At 55.3% G+C, this 24,618-nt stretch carries 23 protein-coding genes; 15 read left to right on the top strand and 8 right to left on the bottom strand.

All coding sequences use genetic code 11. The features are described from left to right. Positions 1 to 18: 18 nt before the first annotated feature. Positions 19 to 2,265, bottom strand: coding sequence for a RelA/SpoT family protein (locus K1718_RS18870; protein WP_152502428.1), 2,247 nt, complete (start codon positions 2,263 to 2,265; stop codon positions 19 to 21). A 109-nt stretch (positions 2,266 to 2,374) separates the two neighbouring features. Continuing rightward, positions 2,375 to 2,776 (bottom strand): DNA-directed RNA polymerase subunit omega, encoded by a 402-nt coding sequence (rpoZ, locus tag K1718_RS18865; RefSeq protein ID WP_152502427.1) that lies wholly within the window; start codon positions 2,774 to 2,776, stop codon positions 2,375 to 2,377. 407 nt (positions 2,777 to 3,183) lie between these two features. Between rpoZ and K1718_RS18860 the strand changes: the two genes are divergently transcribed. Beyond that, the gene (locus K1718_RS18860; RefSeq protein ID WP_152502426.1) at positions 3,184 to 3,777 is read left to right on the top strand and encodes a LabA-like NYN domain-containing protein; all 594 of its coding nucleotides are present in this window, start codon (positions 3,184 to 3,186) and stop codon (positions 3,775 to 3,777) included. A gap of 19 nt (positions 3,778 to 3,796) precedes the next feature. Continuing rightward, positions 3,797 to 4,456, top strand: a complete 660-nt coding sequence (locus tag K1718_RS18855; RefSeq protein ID WP_265682525.1) for a uracil-DNA glycosylase — start codon at positions 3,797 to 3,799, stop codon at positions 4,454 to 4,456. Positions 4,457 to 4,612: 156 nt separating this feature from the next. Here the strand turns inward: K1718_RS18855 and K1718_RS18850 are convergent, their stop codons facing one another. Further along, entirely contained in the window at positions 4,613 to 5,395 is a 783-nt protein-coding gene (locus K1718_RS18850) for an arginyltransferase (RefSeq protein WP_152502425.1), read from the bottom strand. Between the two features lie 45 nt (positions 5,396 to 5,440). Further along, the gene (locus tag K1718_RS18845) at positions 5,441 to 7,279 is read right to left on the bottom strand and encodes an SLC13 family permease (RefSeq protein ID WP_152502424.1); all 1,839 of its coding nucleotides are present in this window, start codon (positions 7,277 to 7,279) and stop codon (positions 5,441 to 5,443) included. Positions 7,280 to 7,516: 237 nt separating this feature from the next. Between K1718_RS18845 and K1718_RS18840 the strand changes: the two genes are divergently transcribed. Both K1718_RS18840 and K1718_RS18835 read left to right on the top strand, forming a co-directional pair. Next, on the top strand, positions 7,517 to 8,572 hold the full coding sequence (locus tag K1718_RS18840; RefSeq protein ID WP_152502423.1) for a molybdopterin-guanine dinucleotide biosynthesis protein B: 1,056 nt from the start codon (positions 7,517 to 7,519) through the stop codon (positions 8,570 to 8,572). Positions 8,573 to 8,640: 68 nt separating this feature from the next. Beyond that, entirely contained in the window at positions 8,641 to 10,104 is a 1,464-nt protein-coding gene (locus K1718_RS18835) for an ABC transporter ATP-binding protein (RefSeq protein WP_265681213.1), read from the top strand. A 12-nt stretch (positions 10,105 to 10,116) separates the two neighbouring features. Here the strand turns inward: K1718_RS18835 and K1718_RS18830 are convergent, their stop codons facing one another. Beyond that, positions 10,117 to 11,568, bottom strand: coding sequence for a S8 family serine peptidase (locus tag K1718_RS18830; RefSeq protein WP_265681214.1), 1,452 nt, complete (start codon positions 11,566 to 11,568; stop codon positions 10,117 to 10,119). Between the two features lie 118 nt (positions 11,569 to 11,686). Between K1718_RS18830 and K1718_RS18825 the strand changes: the two genes are divergently transcribed. Both K1718_RS18825 and K1718_RS18820 read left to right on the top strand, forming a co-directional pair. Continuing rightward, on the top strand, positions 11,687 to 12,181 hold the full coding sequence (locus K1718_RS18825; RefSeq protein ID WP_152502420.1) for an RNA polymerase sigma factor: 495 nt from the start codon (positions 11,687 to 11,689) through the stop codon (positions 12,179 to 12,181). Between the two features lie 41 nt (positions 12,182 to 12,222). Then, positions 12,223 to 12,972, top strand: a complete 750-nt coding sequence (locus tag K1718_RS18820; RefSeq protein ID WP_265681215.1) for an anti-sigma factor family protein — start codon at positions 12,223 to 12,225, stop codon at positions 12,970 to 12,972. Positions 12,973 to 12,992: 20 nt separating this feature from the next. Here the strand turns inward: K1718_RS18820 and K1718_RS18815 are convergent, their stop codons facing one another. The 3 genes from K1718_RS18815 to hemB all read right to left on the bottom strand — a co-directional run bounded on the left by K1718_RS18815 (position 12,993) and on the right by hemB (position 15,912). After that, the gene (locus K1718_RS18815; RefSeq protein WP_152502418.1) at positions 12,993 to 13,505 is read right to left on the bottom strand and encodes an RDD family protein; all 513 of its coding nucleotides are present in this window, start codon (positions 13,503 to 13,505) and stop codon (positions 12,993 to 12,995) included. A gap of 167 nt (positions 13,506 to 13,672) precedes the next feature. Then, positions 13,673 to 14,920, bottom strand: coding sequence for a threonine ammonia-lyase (locus K1718_RS18810; RefSeq protein WP_152502417.1), 1,248 nt, complete (start codon positions 14,918 to 14,920; stop codon positions 13,673 to 13,675). Next, positions 14,917 to 15,912, bottom strand: a complete 996-nt coding sequence (gene hemB, locus K1718_RS18805; protein ID WP_265682527.1) for a porphobilinogen synthase — start codon at positions 15,910 to 15,912, stop codon at positions 14,917 to 14,919. Before hemB ends, K1718_RS18810 begins: the two co-directional genes overlap by 4 nt. A 275-nt stretch (positions 15,913 to 16,187) precedes the next feature. Here hemB and K1718_RS18800 point away from each other — a divergent pair, with 275 nt between their 5' ends. From K1718_RS18800 to nrdR, 9 genes are all read left to right on the top strand, one after another. Then, a complete protein-coding gene (locus tag K1718_RS18800; RefSeq protein ID WP_265681216.1) occupies positions 16,188 to 17,327 on the top strand; it encodes an isobutyryl-CoA dehydrogenase in 1,140 nt (379 codons plus the stop codon). 56 nt (positions 17,328 to 17,383) lie between these two features. Next, positions 17,384 to 18,418, top strand: coding sequence for an enoyl-CoA hydratase/isomerase family protein (locus tag K1718_RS18795; RefSeq protein WP_265681217.1), 1,035 nt, complete (start codon positions 17,384 to 17,386; stop codon positions 18,416 to 18,418). A gap of 26 nt (positions 18,419 to 18,444) precedes the next feature. Further along, positions 18,445 to 18,885 (top strand): DUF6163 family protein, encoded by a 441-nt coding sequence (locus K1718_RS18790; RefSeq protein ID WP_152502413.1) that lies wholly within the window; start codon positions 18,445 to 18,447, stop codon positions 18,883 to 18,885. An 87-nt stretch (positions 18,886 to 18,972) separates the two neighbouring features. Beyond that, on the top strand, positions 18,973 to 19,866 hold the full coding sequence (mmsB, locus tag K1718_RS18785) for a 3-hydroxyisobutyrate dehydrogenase (protein WP_285806028.1): 894 nt from the start codon (positions 18,973 to 18,975) through the stop codon (positions 19,864 to 19,866). A 153-nt stretch (positions 19,867 to 20,019) separates the two neighbouring features. After that, entirely contained in the window at positions 20,020 to 20,535 is a 516-nt protein-coding gene (gene ldtR / locus K1718_RS18780; protein WP_152502411.1) for a transcriptional regulator LdtR, read from the top strand. A 465-nt stretch (positions 20,536 to 21,000) separates the two neighbouring features. After that, complete coding sequence (locus tag K1718_RS18775; protein ID WP_335343005.1) at positions 21,001 to 22,218, top strand: L,D-transpeptidase family protein; 1,218 nt, start codon at positions 21,001 to 21,003, stop codon at positions 22,216 to 22,218. Positions 22,219 to 22,319: 101 nt separating this feature from the next. Then, positions 22,320 to 22,547: a DUF6898 family protein gene (locus K1718_RS18770; RefSeq protein ID WP_152502409.1), complete on the top strand. Its 228-nt coding sequence runs from the start codon at positions 22,320 to 22,322 to the stop codon at positions 22,545 to 22,547. Between the two features lie 248 nt (positions 22,548 to 22,795). Next, positions 22,796 to 24,097: a serine hydroxymethyltransferase gene (gene glyA / locus K1718_RS18765; RefSeq protein WP_418068136.1), complete on the top strand. Its 1,302-nt coding sequence runs from the start codon at positions 22,796 to 22,798 to the stop codon at positions 24,095 to 24,097. A 31-nt stretch (positions 24,098 to 24,128) separates the two neighbouring features. Beyond that, entirely contained in the window at positions 24,129 to 24,605 is a 477-nt protein-coding gene (gene nrdR, locus K1718_RS18760) for a transcriptional regulator NrdR (protein ID WP_152502407.1), read from the top strand. Positions 24,606 to 24,618: the final 13 nt, after the last annotated feature.

Genomic DNA, 24,618 nt, shown 5'->3' with positions numbered 1-24,618 from the left:
ATCCTCGGGTGTAGCGTGCTAGCCGTTTACGCGGTTGACGCTGGAAACATTCGGTTTGGAACGCAATTGGTTGATAATCCGGTTCAGGTGCTTCAGATCCCAGACCTCCAGGTCAATGAGCATCTGATGAAAGTCGCGCGCGCGCTGTACCATCTTGACATTGTCGATATTCCCGCTGTTCTCACCTATCACCTGGGCGATTGTCGCCAGAGACCCCGGTTCATTGGCAGCAGATATGTCCAAACGGGCCGGAAACCGCTCTGGATTGTTGAGGTCGATATCCCAACGCACATCTACCCAGCGTTCCGTCTGGTCATCAAATTCCTTCAATGCCGGCGACTGTATCGGATAAATGGTCAGTCCCTCCGACGGGGTCAAGATACCAACGATACGGTCCCCCGGAACAGCGCCGCCATCCGGTGCGAAAGTAACGGGAATGTCACCTGATAGGCCTCTTATCGGAAGGGCGGGACCTTCGCCGGGATCATCCGACTGTTCGGCGGTATTTTTGTCTGCTGCAAGGGCATCGGGGGGAATGCGGAACTTCAGGCCTTGACCCTGCTTGAGCCCGAACCAGCCTTCTTCAGTCAATGGCCCCGAAATGGCGACCCGTTCGTCCTGATAGTCCGGATGCGCCGACTTGAGCACCATTTGGGCGCTGAGGTCTCCTCGACCGACAGCAGCCAGCAGGTCGGCGACGCTGGACTGATGATGCTCCGCAAGGACAGCTTCCAGAAGATCCTCCGAATAGGCCTTGTCGGCGCGAGCAAAAGCCCGTTTCAAAATGTGCTCGCCCAGAGCGCCATATTGTTTGCGAACCGATTCCCGGGTTGCGCGCCGAATGGCCGCCCTTGCCTTGCCCGTGACGGCGATCGCCTCCCAGGCAGGCGGTGGTGTCTGAGCCGGTGAGCGGATGATCTCCACCTCGTCGCCGTTTCTAAGCTCGGTGACGAGCGGCATGATCTTGCCGTTCACCTTGCACCCGACGCAGGTGTTTCCGATCCCCGTGTGAACGGCGTAGGCAAAATCGATTGGGGTTGCACCTCTGGGCAGAGCGATCAGGCGGCCTTTCGGCGAAAAACAGAAGACCTGATCGTGGAACAGTTCGAGCTTTGTATTTTCCAGAAACTCTTCCGGCGTATCTCCCTGCGCAAGCAGTTCAGTCGTCCTGCGCAACCATTCGAATGCTCGGCAGTCTTCCGTGTGGCGGGCAATGTTGCGGCCGCCGAACTCACCGTCCTTGTAAAGCGCATGTGCCGCAATGCCGTATTCGGCGACACGATCCATCGAAATCGTTCGGATCTGAAGTTCAACGCGCTGGCGGGACGGGCCGACAATGGTTGTGTGGATCGAACGGTAGTCGTTTTGCTTTGGTGTTGAGATGTAGTCCTTGAACCGTCCTGGAACTGTTGGCCAGGTGGTGTGAATCACGCCCAGTACGCGGTAGCAGGCTTCGACTGTTCCGACGGTGACCCGAAACCCGTGAATGTCGGAGAGCTGTTCAAAGCCAATTGCCTTGCGTTGCATCTTCCGGAAGATCGAATAAGGCCGCTTTTCTCTGCCGCGGACTTCCGCTGCCATGCCTCGTTCGCTCAGGCGTTCGGTCAGCGTGGTTTCAATGTCCTTGATCAGCTCGGCATTGCGGTCGCGCAGGTCGCTCAACCGGCTGGTAATCGTCTCATAGGCTTCGGGGTTGAGCGTGTGGAAGGCAATGTCTTCCAGTTCCTCACGCATGTCATGCATCCCCATGCGACCGGCGAGCGGCGCGTAGATTTCCATGGTTTCTTCGGCAATTCGGCCACGCTTGTGTTCCGGCATGTGCTGAAGCGTGCGCATGTTGTGCAAACGGTCTGCCAGTTTGACTAAGAGCACCCGCACGTCATCGGCAATGGCAAGCAACAGTTTGCGGAAGTTTTCCGCCTGTTTGGCCTTTTGTGAAACAAGATCGAGCCGCTTGATCTTGGTCAGGCCTTCAACAAGTTTGCCGATTTCCTCGCCAAAAAGAGAGTCGATCTCGGATCGCGTCGCATCCGTGTCCTCGATCGTGTCATGCAACAAGGCGACAGCAATCGTTGCGTCATCAAGGCGCAGATCGGTCAGAATGGCCGCGACTTCAAGAGGATGGGAAAAATAGGGGTCGCCCGATGCACGCATCTGGGAGCCATGTTTTTGCATGGCATAGACGTAAGCCTTGTTGAGCAAGGCTTCGTCAGCTTCCGGATTGTAACGCGTAACCCGTTCAACGAGTTCGTATTGACGCATCATGGCCGCAACCGACCCTGGAAACCGGCTGAGACTTCAGCAGGACAAAGAGAAATACGAGCAAAGCGCGGGCTGAAGCCAGCCGCGCTTCGAACGAGCTTGAGACGTGAAATCAGACGTCGTCGGTCCGCTCTGGCGGAACCAGGCCTTCCAGACCACGCAGAAGATCTTCTTCTGACATGCGGTCGAATTCAACAGCACCGTCATCGACAGTGTTCACCTGAGTCACCTGCTGCTGTCCAGGCGCAGGCACCACCGGTACGGCTTCCGCTTCCGGCTCGTCCACTTCCACAAATTTCTGCAGAGAGTGGATCAGGTCTTCTTTCATATCTTCCGGGCTGACGGTCTGCTCGGCGATCTCGCGAAGCGCGACAACAGGGTTTTTGTCGTTGTCACGGTCGATGGTCAGCGGCGAACCGCTAGAGATCATGCGAGCCCGGTGCGCAGCCAGCAGCACCAGCTCAAACCGGTTTTCGACCTTGTCGATGCAGTCCTCGACGGTCACGCGCGCCATTCGACGTCTCCATAAGCTTTAGGAACTTGAAGAACCAGCGTATAGTAGTCGCGTTTAGAAAAAGCAACCCCTTGTCAATTCTTGGAAGCGGAAGCTTTTGTTGACGTTACGGATGGTCAATTTTGGCTGAGTTTTTGTCGATTTTTTGAGAGTGTCTCTCGCTTTTGCATTGCGGCACTCCAATATTATAGTGTAGGGCACTGGCAGGCCCTTAACTAAAGAATCAAAAGGCCGGTGGGAAAACAAAACAATAAGCTGTTTGACGTTGCCTTATACGTAGCATCTCCACAGCAAAATATGCGCTGATTGATGACGAAAGCTGGCGGAAAGTGCCTGGCTGCGGGAAGCCCGGCACATGACGACCTCTTACCTATCTGCGCATATGACTTGGAAAGGTTTCAAATAAAATGTTTGACGCTCGTGAAAAGGTTGCCTTGTTCATTGATGGGGCCAACCTCTATTCCACTGCCAAGGCTATCGGCTTCGACATTGACTACAAGCGGCTGCTGAAAGAATTCCAGGGGCAAGCCTATCTTCTGCGCGCATATTACTACACCGCTTTGATCGAGGATCAGGAGTATTCTTCGATCCGGCCTTTGATCGATTGGCTTGACTACAACGGATACAAGGTCATCACGAAGCCTGTGAAGGAATTCGTCGACAGTGCCGGCCGTCGCAAGGTCAAAGGCAACATGGATATCGAGCTCGCCGTCGATGCGATGGAGCTCGTGGATTCCGTCGATCACGTTGTGCTGTTCTCTGGTGATGGCGATTTCCGTTCGCTCGTTGAGGCCCTGCAGCGCAAGGGCCGCAAGGTCAGCGTTGTATCAACCTTGAAGACACAGCCGCCGATGATCGCCGACGATTTGCGCCGCCAGGCTGACCATTTCATTGATCTTGCCAATCTTGCCAACAAGATCGGCCGTGACCCGTCAGAACGTCCGGTACGCCCGCAAGCACCGGCGCATCTGGATGACGAGGACGAGGAAGACGACTACTGAGGTCGGGTCTGCCTTGACGATGAATTTGCAGAACAAAACTCACGGGCCGGTCGATCCTCCTCTGGATTGTCCGGCTTGTCCGCGTCTGGTTGAACTTCGTGAGGAGCTAAAAGCCACGCACCCCGACTGGCACAACGCGCCTGTCATTTCGTTTACATCTGAAAAGCCCCGCCTGTTGGTCATCGGCCTGGCGCCCGGCATGAAAGGCGCCAACTGCACAGGACGGCCTTTCACGGGCGATTACGCCGGTGATCTTCTCTATAAGACCATGCTTGATTATGGCTTTGCCGAAGGCACTTATCTGGCGCGGCCTGATGATGGTCTGCAGCTGAGGGACGCCATGATCACCAATGCGGTGCGGTGCCTGCCGCCGCAGAACAAGCCGACAGGCGCGGAAATCAAAACGTGCCGTCCCTATCTGTTGTCGACATTGGCCGCCAATCCTTCCATTCGTGCTGTTCTTGCACTGGGCCGGATTGCCCATGAGACCTTTCTGACGGCGCTTGAGCTGAAACGGTCCGCCTTTCCCTTTGCGCACTGCGCGGAGCATAACTTGCCAGACCATGGCACGACGCTCTTCGACAGCTATCATTGCTCGCGATACAACACGAATACGGGCCGGCTGACGGAAGACATGTTCCGTTCTGTCTTTGACAAGATCCGAAATAAGATCCCCTGATCCAATTGAGCCTTTGTTCTTGAGTGAGCACAAAAGCTGCGAGACCAGGCAGAGTGCCAGGCGGTGTATCCCGGAACTCAGTTCAGACTGGCGCTAGCAGGCAAAGTCTTGACTGTGTCGCTCTCAAGGTGCGCCGCGAGGAAAAAGGGCAGAACCTCATTCGGCAGTGTGCGGGGCCTTTTTGTAGTCTTCTGCATCCGCAATCGCCCAGCCATTGGGTCCCAAATGCTCCTGAGGCTTGAAACGCGCCTTGTAAGCCATCTTTTCAGATCCTTCGACCCAGTATCCGAGGTAGACATAGGGAAGGTGCAGCTTTCGTGCGCGTTCAATATGGTCGAGGATCATGTAAGTTCCGAGCGCTGTGTCGGCGTGGTCGGGGTCATAGAACGAATAGACCATCGACAGGCCGTCGGAGAGCTGGTCGCTGAGAGCAACCCCCAGAAGCGGACCTTCACCAGTGCCCGTAATGAAAGAATTCGGTCCCCGCTTTCGATACTCGATCAGTAGCGTGTCGACATGGGTATCTTCCACCATCATTGCGTAGTCGAGAACGCTCATTTCGGTCATGCCGCCGTTCTCGTGGCGTTCTTCCAGGTAGTCGCGGAAAAGATCGTATTGCTCGGCTGACGGGCTGGGCGGCAGCCGCGCTCCGACCAGGTCTGAACCCGATTTCCAAACCCTTCGGAAAGAGCGGCTCCATTTGAAGTCGTCAACGCGGACGCGCACGGAGACACAGGCCTGACAGCGCTCACATGCAGGTCTGTAGGCAATATTCTGGCTGCGACGAAAACCGCCTTGGGTCAGGACTTCATTGAGAGCCGGTGCGCCATGGCCAACAAGGTGGGTGAAGACCTTGCGCTCTTGTTTTCCCTCAAGGTAGGGACAGGGCGCAGGTGCTGTAAGATAAAACTGCGGATGATCTGTTGGGTGCCGTGTCACCGTGTTGTCCCGCGATGCCTCAAAATATGTCCCTGATCTGTTGTCTTACAATCCATAATACCATGGAGCCACCAAAGAGAAGGTCAACCATAAAATAATAGCCAGTGGCGTACCAGCCCGCACAAAGTCAGCAAAACGATAATGACCGGGCCCCATGACGATCAGATTGGTCTGATAACCGACCGGTGTTGCAAACGAGGTGTTTGCCGCGATGATCAGACAAACAACAAAGGCTTCAGGTGGCTGGCCGATCTGCTCGGCAAGATTGATCGCAATGGGCGTAAAAAGGACAGCCGCAGCATTATTCGACAGAAAATTCGTCAGTATCATAACAATGAAAAACAGGGCCGACAGCACGACAGATGCCGACGCGCCCTCCAGAACCTGGACGAGACCGGACGCAATCGCGACCGCACCTCCAGTGCCTTCCAGGGCAACGGCTCCTGCAAGAGAAGCTCCGACGAGCATGAAGATCCGGCTGTCGATGGCACGCATGGCCTGGCGAATGTTCAGGCAGCCTGAGGCGATCATGGCAAACGTGCCGGCGACTGCCGCGGTTACAATGGGAACGATGCCAGTAGCCGCTAGCGCGACGACGATTGCAAAAATTGCAAGAGCCCGAGGAGCATAGCGCCGCCTTGGCACCTCGGTGGTCGACCAGTCGAGCAGCAGCACATCCCTGTTGCCGCGCAGTCGCGCGATCTCGTCCTCGTTTCCGGCGACCAAAAGGACATCGCCGGCTTCCAGACGGATATCATTCATGGCCATACGGGGCATGCGGCTGCGCCGTTGAATGCCCATCACCAGGCAGCCGGTTTCCGAATAGAACCCGGACTGTGGCAAGGTTCTGCCCATCAGCCGCGATGCCGGAGCGACAACCACCTCCGACAAACTGATCGACCCGGGCTGAGCCGCCGAGATCTCGCGCTCGGCACTGCTCGGGGTTTCGCTGTCGGTCTCCAACAATGGCTGGCGGCGGGCAAGCGCATTTGCGAGCGCCGCACGCGTCGCTGCAACAATCACCGTGTCACCGGGGGTCAGCACGACATTTTCAAAGGGTGGCAGAATTGGTTTTTGACCACGTTGAACCAGTCGGACCGTCATGTCCTTGAGCTTGGGAAACATGCCGGACACGGATTCGACCCCAACCAGCGGATGGCCATGAGTGATCTCGATCTGAGCTATGAACTGCTTGCCCGACGTTGCCTGAAACTCCTCTGCCATTGTTTTGCGAGCGCGCATGAGATGCGGCATCACAAAGAGCACATAGATGGCACCTGTCCCCGCGACAATCATTCCGATGGGCGTGAAGCTGAAGAAGGTCAGCTTCAGATCGGACGTTTGAGCCGCATAATTTGCCACCAGCAGGTTGGTCGAGGACCCGATCAGTGTCGTCATGCCACCAAGGATGGCAATGAAGGAAAGCGGCATCAGCACCCGGGCAGGGGACTGCCCGACTGTTGCAGCAACGGCCGTCAAAATGGGCAGGAACATCACCACGACCGGCGTGTTGTTCAAAAACGCACTCAGAACGGCAACAACGATCAGAATTGGAATGGCGGCGCGTGCCGAATGGCCCCGCGACATCTGGACGATAATTTTTGCAGGGCCTTCCAGCGCGTCTGTCTGAAACAGTCCCTGACCGATGATCAAAAGGCAGATAACGGTGATAAGCGCCGGATTGGCGAAACCGGCCAGAAAGTCCGCCGTTGTGATCGGATCGCCTTCCGGCGATGTGACCGGAATAATCGAAAATATAACGATAAACGCGGAAACGGATCCTAGCGCGATTGTTTCAATCGGATAACGTTCAAGGGCGTAAAGAAAGACGGTTGACGCGATCACCAGAAAGGTCAGCGCCATCGCAATATCAACTGAGTGCATTCACCTGCCCAAAGCCATAGTGGCCAATCTATATAGAGCGACAGTTTAAAACAGCCGGTCGGTCGATTGGAAGGGGATGCTGACCAGAATACGGTTAAAAGTTGCAGGTTCGGTGAGATCCCGCTCACTTAACATGAGGGAATGTCAAATTCTCGATATCAAAGGGAATAACCCCGGTCCTGTCCCGTTTCTCTCAATGACCGCGTCAGAGCGGTCTGACCAGAAGAGGAAACGGACATGGAAAATATCTCACCCGCCCGCATTATGGCAGCAAAGCCCTCATATGCCGTGCGCCGCGTCGACCTGCAAGACTGCGCAGCTGTATCTTCCGCTGACTATAAACCGCAAGCCGGCGACCTCGTTCTGGCTCGCGTCTCCGAAATCGGTTCCCACGGTCGCATCGAGTTGCCAAATGGCCGGAAAGCCAAGCTCAACATCGGCGACGAAATTATCCTGGCCTATGGCAATAGATATGCTCCCGACCAATACGAATCCTATGTTCCAGATAGTCTGGAGCCCTGCCATATGGTTGCGGCCGGTGGCATCGCATCAAAGGCTGTCTCCTGGCACAACAAACTTTCCGGCCCGACTGCAATCGAACCCGTCGGCGTACTTTGTCAGTCAAATGGCCGTCCAGTGAACTTGAACTCTTACGCGTTGCCCACATTGGCCGGGCCAATGCCTTCCGTCGTGCTCGGGGTCTTCGGAACGTCGATGAATTCCGGCAAGACGGCAACTGCGGCGGCGCTCGTCAGGGGCTTTGCACTGAACGGCTATCGTGTCGGAGCTCTCAAGATCACAGGAACCGCAGCAGGCGGGGATCCCTGGCTGATGCGCGACTCTGGCGCAAGCGAGGTCCTTGATTTCACGGATGCCGGAATGGCGACCACCTTCGGCGTTCCGCTAGACACCCTCGTTGCCTCAACCCGAAATCTTCTGAGAACCCTCAGCAGATCGGATTGTGATCTTGCGGTCGTTGAAATCGCGGATGGCCTGTTTCAGGACGAAACCAGACAGATTGCGGAAAGCAAACTGATCCAGTCCGTCTTCGATGGTGTTGTATTTGCCTCCGGCGACGCATTGGGCGCGGTTGCAGGTGCAAAACAGCTGACTGACCTTGGATATAACGTGCTCGCAATTTCCGGTGCCTTGTTGCGGTCTCCGCTTGCTGCACGGGAAGCTGCTGCAAATCTCGGTCTGCCGGCCTATGACCTGCCGGAATTTCACCAGGCTGAAAAAGTCTCTCAAATCATGGATACCGTGGTATCGCCGCGGTACGCGGCAACCGGATGAGCCAGTTTCAACCGAACAACGGCGAGGGCTTTCCACGATTGTGGAAGCCCCGCCGGACAGTAATGTGCGTGGCTCTTGTAACTGCCGGAATCGCACAGGCGGTTGGTGCAATCGTCCTTTCAGTCAGTGCGAGTTCATTGCTCAGAAAGGACGCTGAACTGTTCGGGCAACCCGTCCTGGCAGTCTTCACACTTGCTGCCTTTTCTGCTCTCGGGCTTTTCATTTTTCAAAACAGGCACGCTGAACGATTTGCGTTGTCTTACGTGCACGAAGTGCGACTGGCCTACGCGCGACACGCTCTTTTGTTGCCCTTTGACGGCAAGGCCCCTGGTGTTGGATTGTCTCTGACCAGGCTCGTCAACGACCTCGGGGCAATCAAATTGTGGCTTTCCAGAGGGCTTTTGGCACTGATCGCCCTTGTTCCAACGGTTGCGACACTGGGCACATGGATATTTTTGGCAGAACCGACGCTTTTGGTACCGCTTTGTGCCGTCATCGGGATGTGGGGCCTTGCCCTTCTGGCGACATTGCCGCCGCTCAGGCACAGCATACGCCGGTCGAGGCAAAAGCGCGGTGGAATGGCTTTGCTTCTTGGCCGGGCGTTACCTGACCGCCTGCCGTTGCTGCTTCATGGCCGGCTTGAACCGCTTATGCGACGACTTGCACGGCGTAGTGAGAAGGTTTGCAGTTATCTCATTCAACGCGCAACATGGTCTGGTGTCCTGAAAGCCTGCAGCCGTGCGACATTTCCTGTCGCGGTTGGTTTGTTTGTCGTAACGTCACTGGACAGTGCGGAAACGATTGTTTTGTTCCTGATGTTGTTTTCGTTCCTGGCAACGCAACTCGAGACGGGTGCGTCTGGCATTGAATATTATGAAGCCAACAAAGTTGCCCGTGAAAAGCTGGCACGGGTTTTCGCCCTTACTGCTTTGAAACCTCAATCGAAGGCACCCGGCAACAAGGCTGATTGGCATGCTCCGATCGTGATCTCAGACCTGAGGTTGCCATCAGGTGCTTCTGTCTCAGCGCGGATTGAGCCGGCCACCTGCAACGACATTGTGCTGACGGCCCCGGAGGATAGGCATTTTCTTGCGCTTAGCCTAGCCGGTTTGACGGTGTCGTCAGAACACGGCAGCATTCGACTGGGTGAAATCGACTATGCGTCTCTGGGTGCCAAGGAGATCTGGAGGGCGGTTGCCTTGGTTTCCCAGGCAAATGGAATTCCGGAAGAAACGGGCGCTAAACAGGCCGCAATACTTGGCATGAAATCCGGTGTCTCTGATGAGGTGCCTGAAAGTCTGTTTGAGATATTTGAACTTCAGTCGGATTGGGACAGCAGGACTGCGGCTCGCCTGTCTGAGGCGGATCGTTTGAACATCAGGCTTGCGCGCGCACTCTTGCGTCAGCCGAAAGTCCTCATCATTCAGGACAGCGGAATTTGCCGGACTAATGCGACCGGCAAAAAGGTTCGCGAACTGGCAGAAGACGCCGGGATGACACTCTTGTTTCTTTCAGCACCAAAGACCGATTGAACAAAAAAGCCCCTAGCTTCCACAAAGAGCAGAGACCGAAAGCAGTCCCGAACCAAACACGGGGTCGGGGCCGGGTTCCCCCAGGTCTTCAGCATTTGATTTGAGAAGCTCAAAAACATCATCGACTGAAAGTTCCGGATTGTTCTGACGCGCAACAGCCGCTGCAGCAGAAACAAACGGTACTGCAAATGATGTTCCGGTTTTCCACTTTGCTCCCTTTACCGAGGCGGCCGACCATACATTGACGCCGGGCGCTGCCAGATCGACATAGTCGCCTCGGTTTGCCCGTCGATAGATGCGTTTGTTCTTGTCGACCGCTGTTACCGCCAACACTTCAGAGAAAGCTGCAGGGTAAGCGGGTTTGGCGCTTGGGCCATTGTTGCCAGCCGCGGAGATCAAAGCGATACCCCGGTTCTCCTTGATGTCATTGACGGCCAGCGCGAGGACGCTGTTCTCAGGTCCGCTCAGGCTGAGATTGATGACGGAAACCTGCTCTTCGGCGAGCCTGTAAAGCGCATCGACAAGTGTGAAGGCGTCGGCCCTTTCATCCCGCCCGCTTCGGTAGAATGCATCAACGGCGATCAATTCGCTATCCGGCAGCAGGCCGGGTGTGCGCGTCTCAGGTTGTCCGATCAAAATCGCAGCAACAGCGGTTCCGTGACTGGCCTTGGAGGCGGGCCGCTCCTGGTCGGCCAATCGGAATACCTTGATCTTGGCACCCTCGAATGTGGTGTGGTTTTCGTTTAGGCCAGTATCGACCATGCCAAGACGGATCCCGGATTCGCACTTGTTCGAGAGGTCGGCAACCTGATCTGGCCAGTCTATCAACGTAAAGGCAGCGCAATGCTGGCCGACGCATGTGTTGTCGCCGCGGTCCAGGCGGTAGAAGTGATTGAAATCAGCATTTCCACCTGAAGGTAGCGAGCGTACCGCGTCACGCGCGTCTTCCAGACTGGTGTTGGATGGAGGGCTGAGACGATGAGAGCGGACGGTGCCGCCCGGAACCGAGCGTTCTTCCAAGATACTGAAGCCGTCATCCAGGAGATTTTGCAAGTCCTGCGGCGAGATGTTGAAAACGATGATTTCCGAAGAGGCAAATTGAGGCAGAGGCGCAGCCGGAGCTACCCGTCTGGGTGAAGTCTGTTCCTGACGTTGCCTGTTCTGGCCGCCAAAAAGCCGACGCAATGGCGAGAGGCCTGACGCCGATCCGCTGTTTCGGCTCCCCTGACTGCTCTGACCGCTCCGTTGGTTCTGGCTGTCGTTCCGGTCGTCATTGTCATCATCGTCGTCGTCATCGTCGCTATCATCGCTGTCGCTATCTCCCCCATCGCTATCGCTATCGCTGTCATCGTCGTCAGCGTAGGCTGAAGTTAAGAACAGATACGACGCGCTTTCCTGTCTGAAGGCGTCGGTAAGGGGGAGGAAAAATGGCATTGCGACGAACGCAAAAAACAGCTTCTTCATAACGTCACCTTTTCATGCATCGGTTGCGGAATAAACCGCCCGCTTGTTTCGTACTCATAGGAAGAACGTGAAAACGGCTCGAATATTCCGCTCCTCAGGCTTTTAAAATGGTACATGCATGACTGACCCGTTTTGTGGATTATTGATTGAGAAACTGCCGAATTTGAGACGGTATGCTCTGTCACTGTGTCGATCCGGAGACCAAGCTGACGATCTCGTTCAGTCAACTGTCGAACGTGCGTTGAAGGCGAGATCCAGTTTTGATCCCGCAAGCAAGATTGAAGCGTGGTTATTTCGTATTTTGCGAAACGCATGGATCGACATCCTTCGAAAAAACAAGGTTCGGGGCCACGAGCTGGAATATGACGATGCTCCCGAAATTGCAGACAACGTATGTCATCAGGGTGATGCACGCCTGATGGTTTCCAGCGTCATGGCAGCAGTCGAGCAACTTCCCGATGGTCAGCGGGAAGTTCTCCTGTTGGTGAGCGTCGAAGGGCTGAGCTATGCGGAAGTCGCAGAAATACTCGAAGTGCCTATGGGAACAATCATGAGCAGGCTTTGCCGTGCCCGCCGCGCACTCGCAAGCAAAATGGGACTGTCCTCGGAATAAATCGGGTTTCAAACCGTATTCCGAAAGAGTAGAGGCTAACTATGGACCAGAACGAGATGACAGATGAACTCATTATGGCCTATGCGGACGGCGAATTGACGGCAGACGAGGCCGCAAGGGTTGAAGAAGCCCTGAAAACAGACCAGTCCGCGCAGCGCAAGCTTGCCATGTTTCGAGAGACCGCTGACCTGTTGAAGGCCGCGCCAGCTCCGCCAGTACCTGATGATCTGGCCCACCGGATCGACGCGTTGATCGCGGACAAGGACGATGAGCCGGCACCAGCCGAGACAGACAACGTGGTGCAATTCCGTCGCTTTGGACGCTCGGGATTTGTTCCGACCGCAATTGCGGCCTGCCTGGCGCTCGCAATCGGCCTTGGAACAGGTTATTCGCTCAACCAGCCTGAACCGGCAGGCAAGGGCTCACCCTTTGGCGTTGCTGCGCTTGCAGATCCTGGGATCAAAGGGGCGCTGGCGTCTACACCATCGGGCGAAAGCAGCGTTCTGGCGTCAGGAGCAACGCTCAACCTGATCGCATCCTTCATGGACGAAGCCGGAGTGCTTTGCCGAGAATTCGATTATGAAGGGGTGAATGGACACTCTGTTGTGTCGGTCGCCTGTCGCGATGGAGGCCAATGGCAACCGAAAATCGCCATTGCTGCCACCGGAGATTCGGTGAACCACTACGCTCCGGCGTCTTCGCTAGATGCCCTGGAAGCCTGGTTGAAATCGTCCGGTTTGGGAGATCCGCTCGGCGCCGAAGATGAACAGCAACTCTTGGCCGTGAGATAGATCTCCCGGGTTTCGAAAGCTTAGCCTTGCTGGTGATCACCGACATATTGCTGATGATAGGACGAGTTGATCACCACAACGCCCAGGATCAAGTCATGCAAAAGACGTTTGCGATCCGAAAAAAGCGAAACCAGCAGCACAAGAGGCGTGAGCAGCGATATGGAGAACCAAAAGAGCAATACATGAACGGCCGCCAGCAACGGATAGGGCTTTGCGCCGTACCACAGACGCATCTCCAGGCCCATGGCGCGCATCCCGAGCGTTGAAGCTTGCGGTCCGCCAAGTGTGAAGGCGACATAAAGCAAGGCGACTGCCGCTGGCAGGATCCCGTAGAGCAGGAAGCCGAGGCCAAGGGTGAAAACGCCGAGGAAGAAGACGAGGACGCCGGCACCGAAGGTCAAAAGCGCAATTACAATCACGTCTATACAAAACGCAAATATCCGACGACTGCGAACACCGGCAAAGAGCTCCGGGTTGACCATTGGATCAAAGACGTCCTGGCGTGTGTAATCGGCGGTGCTTGCAGCTGACATTTTCAGGCTCCCAAGAATGTGATGAACCTGATGTGGGGATTGAAGTGTGACTTCGCAAATCTGACAGCAGATTACAATGTGTCGGTCGACGTTCATGTTCAAAGGCAAACATCGCTTGGCTCTTCATCTCGATGCGCCGGGCGCAGACCGATATTTGTGCTTTTGAATCAATCCATTCTGTCGCCGATTTCAAGGTAGCGCACCACAAATCCGCGTTCGCGCAAGGCCGCCACAATCCGCTCTCCATGGGGGCGATCGAAGGCCTCGAACGTGACATCAAGGGTTGCGCCTTTGGCCGGCACGTTCAGGAACAGCCTGTGATGTTCCACATCGACCACATTGCCCTGCATGTCTCCTATTACAGTGGCAATTTCACCGAGCGTGCCCGGACGGTCGGGTGTGTCGATACGGATAGACACAAGCCGGCCGTCGCGGGCGAGCTCGCGCACAACAATCTTGGAAAGAAGGCGAGGGTCGATGTTGCCACCGCAAAGGACAAGTCCGACCTTCTTTCCGGCAAATCGATCCGGGTCGCTCAAGAGGGCTGCAAGTCCGGCTGCCCCTGCACCTTCCGCAATTGTCCGCTGCAGGGTCAGATAGGCATTGATTGCCTGTTCAATGCTGCTTTCTGAAACCAGCAAGATGTCATCAACCCGATCCTTGATCACTTCGGTCGTCAGTTGACCAATGTCCCTCACGGCAATGCCCTCGGCAATGGTCGCCCCTTCGCATCGCACTTCCTTGCCGTAGAACGCTCCCCACATGCCAGGATAAAGCGTTGTTTCAACACCGGTCACTGTCACCGAGGGTTTCAACGCCTTGGCCGCTGTTGCGATGCCGGAGATCAGGCCGCCACCTCCAACCGGGATCACCAGAACCTCGAGATCGGGTTGCTGTGCCAGCATTTCCAGGGCAATGGTTCCCTGTCCGTGAATGACATGCGCATCATCATATGGATGAACCCAGACAAGGTCCTTCTCCAGCGCCAGCCGGTCGGCCTCTTCCTTGGCATCGGCAAGTGTGTTGCCGGCCAGAACCACTTCAGCGCCGTATCCACGCGTGGCTGCAATTTTCACAAAGGGTGTCAGGACGGGCATGACGATAGTCGCCGGAATGCCAAGTCGGCCAGCATGATAGGCAACGCCTTGCGCATGGTTACCGGCAGACACGGCAATCACGCCACGCGACTTCTCCTGATCGGTCAGACCGGAGAGTTTCACCAGCGCACCACGTTCCTTGAAAGCGCCGGTAACCTGCATGTTCTCGTATTTGACGAAAATATCTGCGCCGGTCAGTTGCGACAGGCGCGGTGCAGGCAGGCAGGGGGTTTCAAGAACCGCTCCTTTGATGATTTCCGCTGCTTGTTTGATCTTGTCGAAAGTTACTTGCTGCGGGTCGTTGAAGGCCAGTGTCATGAACGCTCAGCCAGCATTCCTGCCACTTTCGGCGCGAAATAGGTTAAAATGCCGTCAGCTCCGGCGCGCTTGAATGCCAAAAGGCTTTCCAGCATAGCCTTGTCACCGTCAAGCCATCCGTTTGCAGCAGCTGCCTTGATCATCGCGTATTCGCCTGACACCTGGTAGGCATAGGTCGGGACCTGGAATTCGTCTTTCAACCTGCGCACGATATCGAGATAGGGCAAGCCCGGCTTCACCATGATCATGTCCGCACCTTCAGTGATATCGAGTTCAGCTTCGCGCAGAGCCTCATCTGTGTTGGCCGGATCCATCTGATAGGTGCGCTTGTCGCCCTTCAACGTGCCCGACGACCCAACGGCATCTCGGAACGGTCCATAAAACGCAGATGCATATTTGGCCGAATAGGCCATGATCTGCGTGCCTCGAAACCCTTGAACGTCAAGTGATTGGCGAATTGCGCCGATACGGCCGTCCATCATATCGGACGGGGCGATGACATCCGACCCTGCCTCGGCCTGAACGAGCGCCTGCCGGCAGAGCTGATCGACTGTCTCGTCATTCAGAATGGTTTCGCCGTCCATCAGGCCGTCGTGGCCGTGGCTGGTATAAGGGTCCAGCGCGACGTCCGTCATCAGGCCGATGTCAAATCCTTCAGTCTTGATGGCACGCAGCGCACGGCAGGTCAGATTGTTGGCGTTCAGCGCTTCTGAACCGGTGTCGTCTCTCAAAGAAGGATCCGTGTAAGGAAAAAGGGCAAGCGCTGGAATGTTCAGCTTTGCGGCGCGCTCTGCCTCGCGCACAGCCTCATCCACCGACAAGCGGACAACGTCGGGCATCGACGGAACCGGTTGTCGGATACCTTCACCGTCCACCAGAAAAATCGGCCAGATCAGATCATCGACGGTCAGCGCATTTTCACGCACGAGACGCCGGGACCAGTCTGTCTGGCGATTGCGGCGCATGCGGGTTCCCGCAAGCAGCGTATCCATATGGTCGGACGTGATCTTCGGGAGGGGCGTTTTGGACGGCATTTCAGCAGCCTGTATTTGAGGAAAGTTCGTTTTCGCATTCTGCCGGGAGTGAGCCGACAATCTACCACGCAGTTTGACGCAGTCCAACATTCTGTAAAATAACTGAAAATAAAAACAAAAAAGAGATTGTTTGACGTTTGCGTCAAATATGGTTTAGTGCTGCCGCAATTGGAAGCGGCGGGTGTTTCCGGGGAAAGAGCCTCTGTCTCCGCCTGCGATGGGAGGACAACAAAGTGGACTTTTCACCGAACGAAGATCAGCGTGCCTTTCAGGATATGGCAGCAAGCTTCTCAAGAGATGAGCTCGCACCCTTTGCCAAGGAATGGGACGAGGAAAGCCATTTTCCGATCCCGACATTGCGCAAGGCCGCTGAACTCGGATTTGGTGGGATCTATGTTCGGGAAGATGTTGGCGGATCTGCGCTCAGTCGGCTTGATGCGGCATTGATCTTTGAAGAGCTTTCCAAAGGGTGCACATCAACAGCCGCCTATCTTTCGATTCACAACATGGTGGCCTGGATCATCGACACATTCGCTTCAGAGGAGTTGCGCCAGAAATATTTGGCCAGGCTCTGCACGATGGAGTTGCTGACAAGCTACTGCTTGACGGAGCCGGGTTCCGGTTCCGATGCCGCGTCCTTGAGAACCAGCGCTAAGGAAGATGGCGATCATTACGTTCTGAATGGCTCCAAGGCTTTCATTTCTGGCGGTGGGGTCAGTGATCTTTATGCGGTCATGGTTCGCACCGGCGGCGAGGGGCCGTCTGGTGTTTCCTGTCTTCTGGTCGAAAAGGGCACACCAGGCCTCAGCTTCGGTGCCAATGAAGTCAAGCTCGGCTGGAAAAGCCAACCGACGGCACAAGTCAATTTCCAGGACTGCCGTGTGCCAAAGTCCAATCTGATCGGTGAAGAGGGACAGGGTTTCAAGATCGCAATGTCCGCGCTTGATGGGGGGCGTCTCAACATTGGGGCTTGTTCTCTCGGTGGCGCGCAAGCCTGTCTGGACCTGGCAGTGAATTACGTCAAGGAGCGCAAGCAGTTCGGAAAACAGCTCGCCGATTTCCAGGCTCTTCAGTTCCGATTGGCCGACATGGTCACCGAACTCGAGGCCGCTCGCCTTCTGTTGCACAAGGCCGCGACCGCGGTCGATGCCAAGTCGCCTGATGCCACGCAATTGGCCGCGATGGCGAAGCGGCTGGCAACCGACACAGGGTTTAAAGTCGTCAACGAAGCGCTGCAGCTTCACGGCGGGTACGGCTACTTGCGGGATTATCCGGTCGAACGTTTCTTGAGAGATGTCAGGGTGCATCAAATCCTGGAAGGTACGAATGAAATCATGCGCCTGATTATTGCCCGACAGCTCTTGAAAGACTGAGTGAATTTAATCTGCTTGGAAATTGAAAAGACTCTTCTTTCTATGTGAGGCGCAAAGTGAGCGACGAAATACTCTTTGAAAAACGCGGCAAGGCCGGCTTTGTCATTCTCAATCGACCCAAAGCACTGAACGCACTCAGCCACGCAATGGTTCGCTCGCTTGCAGGACAGCTCACGCGCTGGGCAGACGATCCGGAGATCGCGCATGTGGTCATCACCGGCACCGGCGAAAAAGCTTTTTGCGCCGGTGGTGACATTCGCAGCATCTATGATGCCAGAATGGCCGGAAAGACAGATGGCTTGGGAGTGTTCTTCCGCGAAGAGTATCTGCTCAATGCGCAAATCAAGGCCTATCCAAAGCCCTATATCGCGTTGATCAACGGCATCGTCATGGGAGGTGGTGTTGGTGTTTCAGTTCATGGAAGCCACCGCGTCGGTACGGAAAGAACGCTCTTTTCCATGCCGGAAACCGGTATTGGTTTTTTCCCGGATGTCGGTGGCACGTATTTTCTGCCGCGCATGCCGAAGCAGACTGGAATTTATTGCGCCCTGAGCGCCGGTCGCTTGAAGCAGGCAGATGCACTTTCGACGGGTGTCCTGACGCACGCTATAGAGGAAAGAAGTCTGGATGATGTTGCCGTGGCGCTTGAGACTGCTGAGGATATCAACACAGCTCTGGCACCGTTTCTGGTAACACCTGAAAAAGGGCCTGTAGCTGAACAGGCTGATCTGATCGAAAATCTCTTTTCAGGTTCCAGCGTGAGCGACATTCTTGAAGATCTCGACGGCTCCGGCGAAGAGTTTGCCCGGAAAACCGCGAGCGCAATTCGCGCAAAGTCGCCGACCAGCGTTCTTATTGCCTTTGAACAGATGAAGCGCGGAAAAGAATTGTCCTTTGATGAGTGCATGAAGCTGGAATATCGCATCGTGTCGCGGATTTTGCTGGAAAACGACTTTTATGAGGGTATCCGAGCAGCCATTGTCGACAAGGATCAGGACCCTGCCTGGAGGCCTACCCAGTTCGGGCAAGTAGACAGCGCGACGCTGGCGTCGTATTTCGAGGAACCGCCTGAGGGCGATTTGCCTCTTTGATACCGACCAATGGACACTCGCCGAATATGATCACCAGCTTTCAGGACCTGATCGACTCGCGCCCGCCCTGGAGCACTCTGCTGATCTTGTATCTGCGCGGTATCGCGATCATTTTGATCGGAGGTGGCGTCATTTACTGGGCGCGGATCATAGGCATTGTCGAGTGGCGGGGACTTTGGTTCTGGGAAATGCCGATTGCACTTCAGGGAGCAATCGTGTTTTTCGCCGTTCTGGATCTTGTGGCTGCAACAGGGCTCTGGCTGACGGTCTCCTGGGGAACGGTGATGTGGCTGTTTCGCTGTTTCTGCCAGATCGTAATGCATACCGCCTTTTCCGACCTGTATGGTCGCCGGCCATATGAGATCGCATTTTATCTGCTGACGATCGCGGTCTATGTGGCGCTTCACTATCTGACCATCAAGGAAAACCGGGAGGCTGCGGGTCGACCTGCAGAGACCGGAACTTGAATCAGTTTTTGAACCGCCTTTGACAGCGGTTCAAGACGAGCGGTCAACCGATTCAAAAACAACGCAAAATCACTTTGGGAGGAAACCATGCCAAGCATTATCGGATTCATTGGTCTGGGCAACATGGGCGGACCGATGGCGATCAATCTTGTCAAGGCCGGGCACAAGGTCCTTGGATTTGATCTTTCCGAAGCGGCCCTGGCGCTCCTGACCGATGCGGGTGGAGAAAAGGCCGGCAGTGTTGCAGACCTTGCTGCACAGGCGGACGTGGTCATCACCATGCTGCCTGCAGGAAAACATGTACGGCAGATCTATCAGGGTGAGGGCGGCATCCTGGACAATGCCAGATCCGGCACCTTGTTGATCGATTCCTCTACGATTGATGTCGACAGTGCTCGCGCAGTCAGTAGCGCCGCGGAGGAAAAAGGCATGCCGATGGTCGATGCGCCGGTGTCCGGTGGTGTTGCCGGTGCGGCCGCCGGTACGCTCACTTTCATGGTGGGCGGGGCGGACAAGGCTTTTGAAGAAGCCCAGCCCTTCCTCGACATCATGGGCAAGACAATCGTTCACGCAGGCGGTGCAGGAAACGGTCAAGCCGCAAAGATTTGCAACAACATGATCCTTGGAATTTCGATGATTGCGGTCTCCGAGGCTTTTGTTCTCGCCGAGAAGCTCGGTCTGGACGCGCAAAAGTTGTACGATGTTTCTTCGACTGCATCGGGTCAGTGTTGGTCGCTGACCTCCTACTGTCCGGTTCCAGGGCCATTGCCGACGTCGCCGGCAAACCGCGATTATCAGCCAGGCTTCGCCGCAGCAATGATGCTGAAGGATTTAAAACTCGCGCAAGAAGCAGCAAATTCTGCAGGCGCTGCGACACCGCTCGGCGCTGAAGCCTCGTCTTTGTATGCATTGTACTGCAACTCTGGCGGTAACGAGACGGATTTCTCCGGGATTGTGAACTTCCTGAGAGGGGTAGGGTAAACAAGACATTAATCGGACCCCTAAATGACCCTTCAAAAGTTAACTTATGATTCAGTGTGTCTCTTAAGCGGATTTTAGAATCGCTCGGTTAGATTGCAGGTCAAGGCGGGAAAATATCCGCCGAAAGACAGGTACTATAAGAGGCGCAAACAAATGATCACCGCAAGTAGGGCAGTCGACGCTGTGGCACCGGGTGAAGAGGAAGCAGTGGACATTAAACCACTCTACCTCGAGGCACTTACGCTCGTTGAGCGACTGCATAGACGTCTTTTGGACGTTATCAAGGATGAGTTCGATCGCATGGGTCGGTCCGATGTCAACAGCGTGCAGGCTCTGCTGCTGTTCAACATTGGCGATGCTGAATTGACGGCCGGTGAACTGCGGACACGCGGTTACTACCTGGGATCAAACGTTTCCTACAACCTGAAGAAACTGGTTGAGACCGGCTATATTCATCATCAGCGTTCCCGCATGGACCGTCGGTCCGTCCGTGTAAGCCTCACGGACAAGGGGCAGGAAGTGGCAACGATCGTCAATGATCTTTATGAGCGCCACATTCTGTCCGTTGAACAAGTCGGTGAAATCGGACCGCAGGATTTTGTTGCTCTCAACAAGTCTTTGCGCCGTCTCGAGCGGTTCTGGACTGACCAGATTCTCTACCGTCTGTAAGTTTTCGCGGTACATTCAGATGACAAGGCACCGCCCTCGGGGCGGTGCCTTTCTTTTTAAGTAATTTTTCCAAGGGTATTCGACGCCTCACGTAGCGCTGAAACCACATACAGTGAGTGCTTTATCGACCTCACGCAGAATTGCGCTGCCGATTTGTTGATTTCAGCTCAAAAAACTGGTGTCTTCGCCACAGATAGACCTAGCGGCAAGAAACTGACATCTTGTGGTCACATTGGAATGGCTTTGTGCGGTATTCCAAACGAAAAGATGGTTAAAAAATCAAGCGATTTGTTAACTCCCTTCCGCTAGGAATTGGTATAGCTGGCTTGGTTTAGTTATGGCAAACCAGCCTGAAACACGGAAACATCCGCGCATAGTCGCAGCAACATGAGGTCGGCAATGAACCTTTTATCCGGACCGTTCGGGATAAAGCTTCACGTCAATAAGACGACTGGGAAATCGCTAATGAGCCTTTGCGCGCTCGGTTTGGCGGTGCCTTTTGTATTGGGCGGACCGGATCCGGCTCAGGGTGGCCAGACCGTTGAATGGGCTGACAATTTCGACATCGCGACCGAAAACATTACGGAAGTGAAGTCATCGGCGCCGACGCTGTCTCCCAACACGGCCGACTACAATGCGATTGCGATCAACCGCTACCAGCAGATTGTCCAGGCCGGTGGATGGGGAACCGTGAGCGGTGGTAGCAAAACCCTCCGCATCGGCTCCCGCGATCCGCGCGTCGTGGAACTGCGTCGCCGCCTGATCGCTTCCGGTGATCTTGAGCAGCAGGCAGGCCTTAGCGACACGTTCGATTCTTATGTTGATGCGGGATTGCGCCGTTTTCAGCTTCGTCACGGCCTGATCCCCGACGGCGTCATGGGTGCAGATACGGTTGCCGCGCTCAACGTGCCGGCGCATGTCCGGTTGCGCCAGCTTGAGACCAACATGATCCGCCTGCGGTCGATGTCCGGCTTCAAGGGCGACCGTTATGTGATGGTCAATATCCCGGCAGCTGAGATCGAGGCCGTTGAAAACGGCCGGGTACGCTCCCGCCACACTGCTGTCGTAGGTAAAATCGATCGCCAAACGCCGATCCTGAACAGCAAGATCTATGAGTTGAACTTCAACCCATACTGGACGGTGCCAAAGTCGATTATTCGCAAGGATCTGATCCCGAAGATGAAAGAGGATCCGCAGTATCTTTCAAAGAACAACATCCGGATCTTTGACTGGAGTAACAACGAACTCAGCTGGCAGCAGATCGACTGGAATACCGACGAAGCGACACAATACCGCTTCACGCAGGATCCGGGCGCAGAAAACTCGCTTGGCAACGTGCGCATCAACTTCCACAACAAGCACCAGGTTTATCTGCACGATACACCTTCCAAGACGCTGTTCGGTGAAGCCAACCGCTTCCACTCTTCCGGCTGCGTCAGGGTTCAGAACGTGCGTGAGCTGGTAACATGGATGCTGCAGTCATCAAACGCGGATTGGAGCCGGAACAAGGTGGACTCCGTTATTCGTACAGGTGAGCGTGAAGACGTGAAGCTGAAGAAGTCCATTCCGCTTTATCTGACATATGTGACAGCCTGGTCCAATGCCGACGGTGTCGTGCATTTCCGTGAAGACATCTACGACCGGGACGACATTCATGGAACCGGGTCGCAAGCCCGTCTTTAAAGCCGTTTCATCCGGTTTTTTGCTATGTGGATTGAAGACGCCGGCCTTGATCAGGCCGGCGTTTCGTGTCTTCTGGACCTTGTTGAGCAAGGAGCAGGGCAATGAGTCGCGATCCGCGGCCGGGTGAGATCTATCTGGAATTCAGACCGGTCGGGAAACAGGTCAAAGTCACTGCTATTGATGCGGCAACCGGTATCGAGGTGTCGACCTTTGGTCCTGCATCCGTTGCGCAGGAAGACCTTAAGCGGATCGTCGTACGCAAGCTGCAGCGGCGCATTGAACAAGAAGCCGCAGCCAAAACTACTCGACCAGATCCGACACTGTATTGACAACGGTGGATCCGTCGCTGCGTGACCTCACGCACCTTGATTGATTTACTTGCGGAACAATTTTGATTTTGCGGAACATTGGTGTCGTTTTCCAAGTGGGCCGCGTCGCTATGGCCCTTGGTTCTTGCCGAACGCTGTGTTAATCCCTCGCGTCAAGCTGGCACGGTCGCGATGAAGGTCTGCCGAAGACCGTACCGCTGGTGCCTTCTGCTCCTCGCACAGAATACAAGGATGATGCGATGTCTTTGATGGAAAGCTCTGGTCAATCCCTGCAGTCCGGTTTCTTCACAAGCGGTCTTTCAGAGGCTGATCCGGACATTTTCGGCACGATCGAAAAAGAATTGGGTCGTCAGCAGCATGAAATCGAATTGATCGCTTCGGAAAACATTGTTTCCCGTGCGGTGTTGGAAGCTCAAGGCTCGATCTTCACCAACAAATATGCCGAAGGATACCCGGGCAAGCGGTATTACGGCGGTTGCGAATTTGCCGATGTAGCCGAAACACTGGCCATCGAGCGTGCCAAGGAACTGTTCGGTTGTAACTTTGCCAACGTGCAGCCGAATTCCGGTAGCCAGATGAACCAGGCAGTTTTCCTGGCGCTTCTGCAGCCGGGCGATACATTCATGGGTCTTGACCTGAATTCTGGTGGTCACCTCACGCATGGCTCTCCTGTCAACATGTCCGGTAAGTGGTTCAATGTCGTCTCGTATGGTGTTCGTGAGGATGACCATCTGCTCAACATGGACGACGTCGAGCGCCTTGCACATGAACACAAGCCGAAACTGATCCTGGCAGGCGGCACCGCCTATTCCCGGGTTTGGGATTGGAAAAAGTTCCGTGAGATTGCCGACAGCGTCGGAGCGTATCTGATGGTGGACATGGCCCACATTGCAGGTCTCGTGGCAGGTGGTGTTCATCCGTCTCCGGTTCCTCACGCTCACGTCGTGACGTCAACGACGCACAAATCCCTGCGCGGTCCGCGCGGCGGCCTTATCCTCAGCAATGACGAAGCGATCGCGAAAAAGATCAATTCTGCCGTGTTCCCCGGACTTCAGGGTGGCCCGCTGATGCATGTGATTGCCGCCAAGGCAGTGGCTTTCAAGGAAGCCTTGCAGCCCGAGTTCAAAGCCTATGCACGCGCGGTTGCGGAAAATGCGAAGGCTTTGTCCGAGGCCTTGAAAGAGCAGGGGCTCGATATCGTTTCCGGCGGAACCGACAACCACCTGATGCTGGTCGATCTTCGTCCCAAGAACGCGACCGGCAAGGTCGCTGAAAAGGCGCTTGGTCGGGCGAACATTACCTGCAACAAGAACGGCATTCCGTTCGACCCGGAAAAGCCCTTTGTTACATCCGGCATTCGTCTTGGAACACCGGCGGCAACGACACGCGGCTTCGGCGTAGCTGAATTCCGGGAAGTTGGTCAGCTGATCACGGAAGTGTTGGACGGTTTGAAGGCCGCAAACAGTGAAGAGGGCAACGCGGCAGTTGAAGCAGCCGTCAAAGCCAAGGTAGAAGCACTGACGGCCCGCTTCCCGATTTACGGGGGCTGATGATCGCGGGCTCGGTCAGGAGCTACATGAAATGAGATGTCCTTTTTGCGGCGGCGACGAAACCCAGGTCAAGGATTCCCGCCCGACCGAGGACAACACCGCTATTCGTCGTCGCAGGATCTGCAACACCTGCGGCGGCCGCTTCACCACTTTTGAAAGGGTGCAGCTGCGCGAATTGATGGTGCTGAAGCGCTCCAACCGCAGGGTGCCTTTTGATCGGGAAAAGCTCATGCGATCGGTTCAGATCGCCGTTCGAAAACGGCCTGTTGATCCGGAAAAGATTGAACGCATGGTCAGTGGAATTGTTCGCCAGCTGGAAAGTTCCGGTGAGAGCGAAATTACTGCGGAAACAATCGGCAACCACGTCATGGAAGGCCTCAAGGGCATAGACGATGTCGCCTATGTGCGCTTTGCTTCTGTCTACAAGAACTTCCGCGAAGCCAAGGATTTTGAGGCCCTTTTGGACGAACTCAGTGATTCCGATGGGCAACCTGTAAAAAATACATAATTCCTCAGTATCC

The sequence above is a fragment of the Roseibium porphyridii genome (genome assembly GCF_026191725.2).
Classification (GTDB): domain Bacteria; phylum Pseudomonadota; class Alphaproteobacteria; order Rhizobiales; family Stappiaceae; genus Roseibium; species Roseibium porphyridii.
The sequence above is the reverse complement of the archived record's forward strand: the minus strand, read 5'-3'. Positions and strand labels throughout refer to the sequence as shown.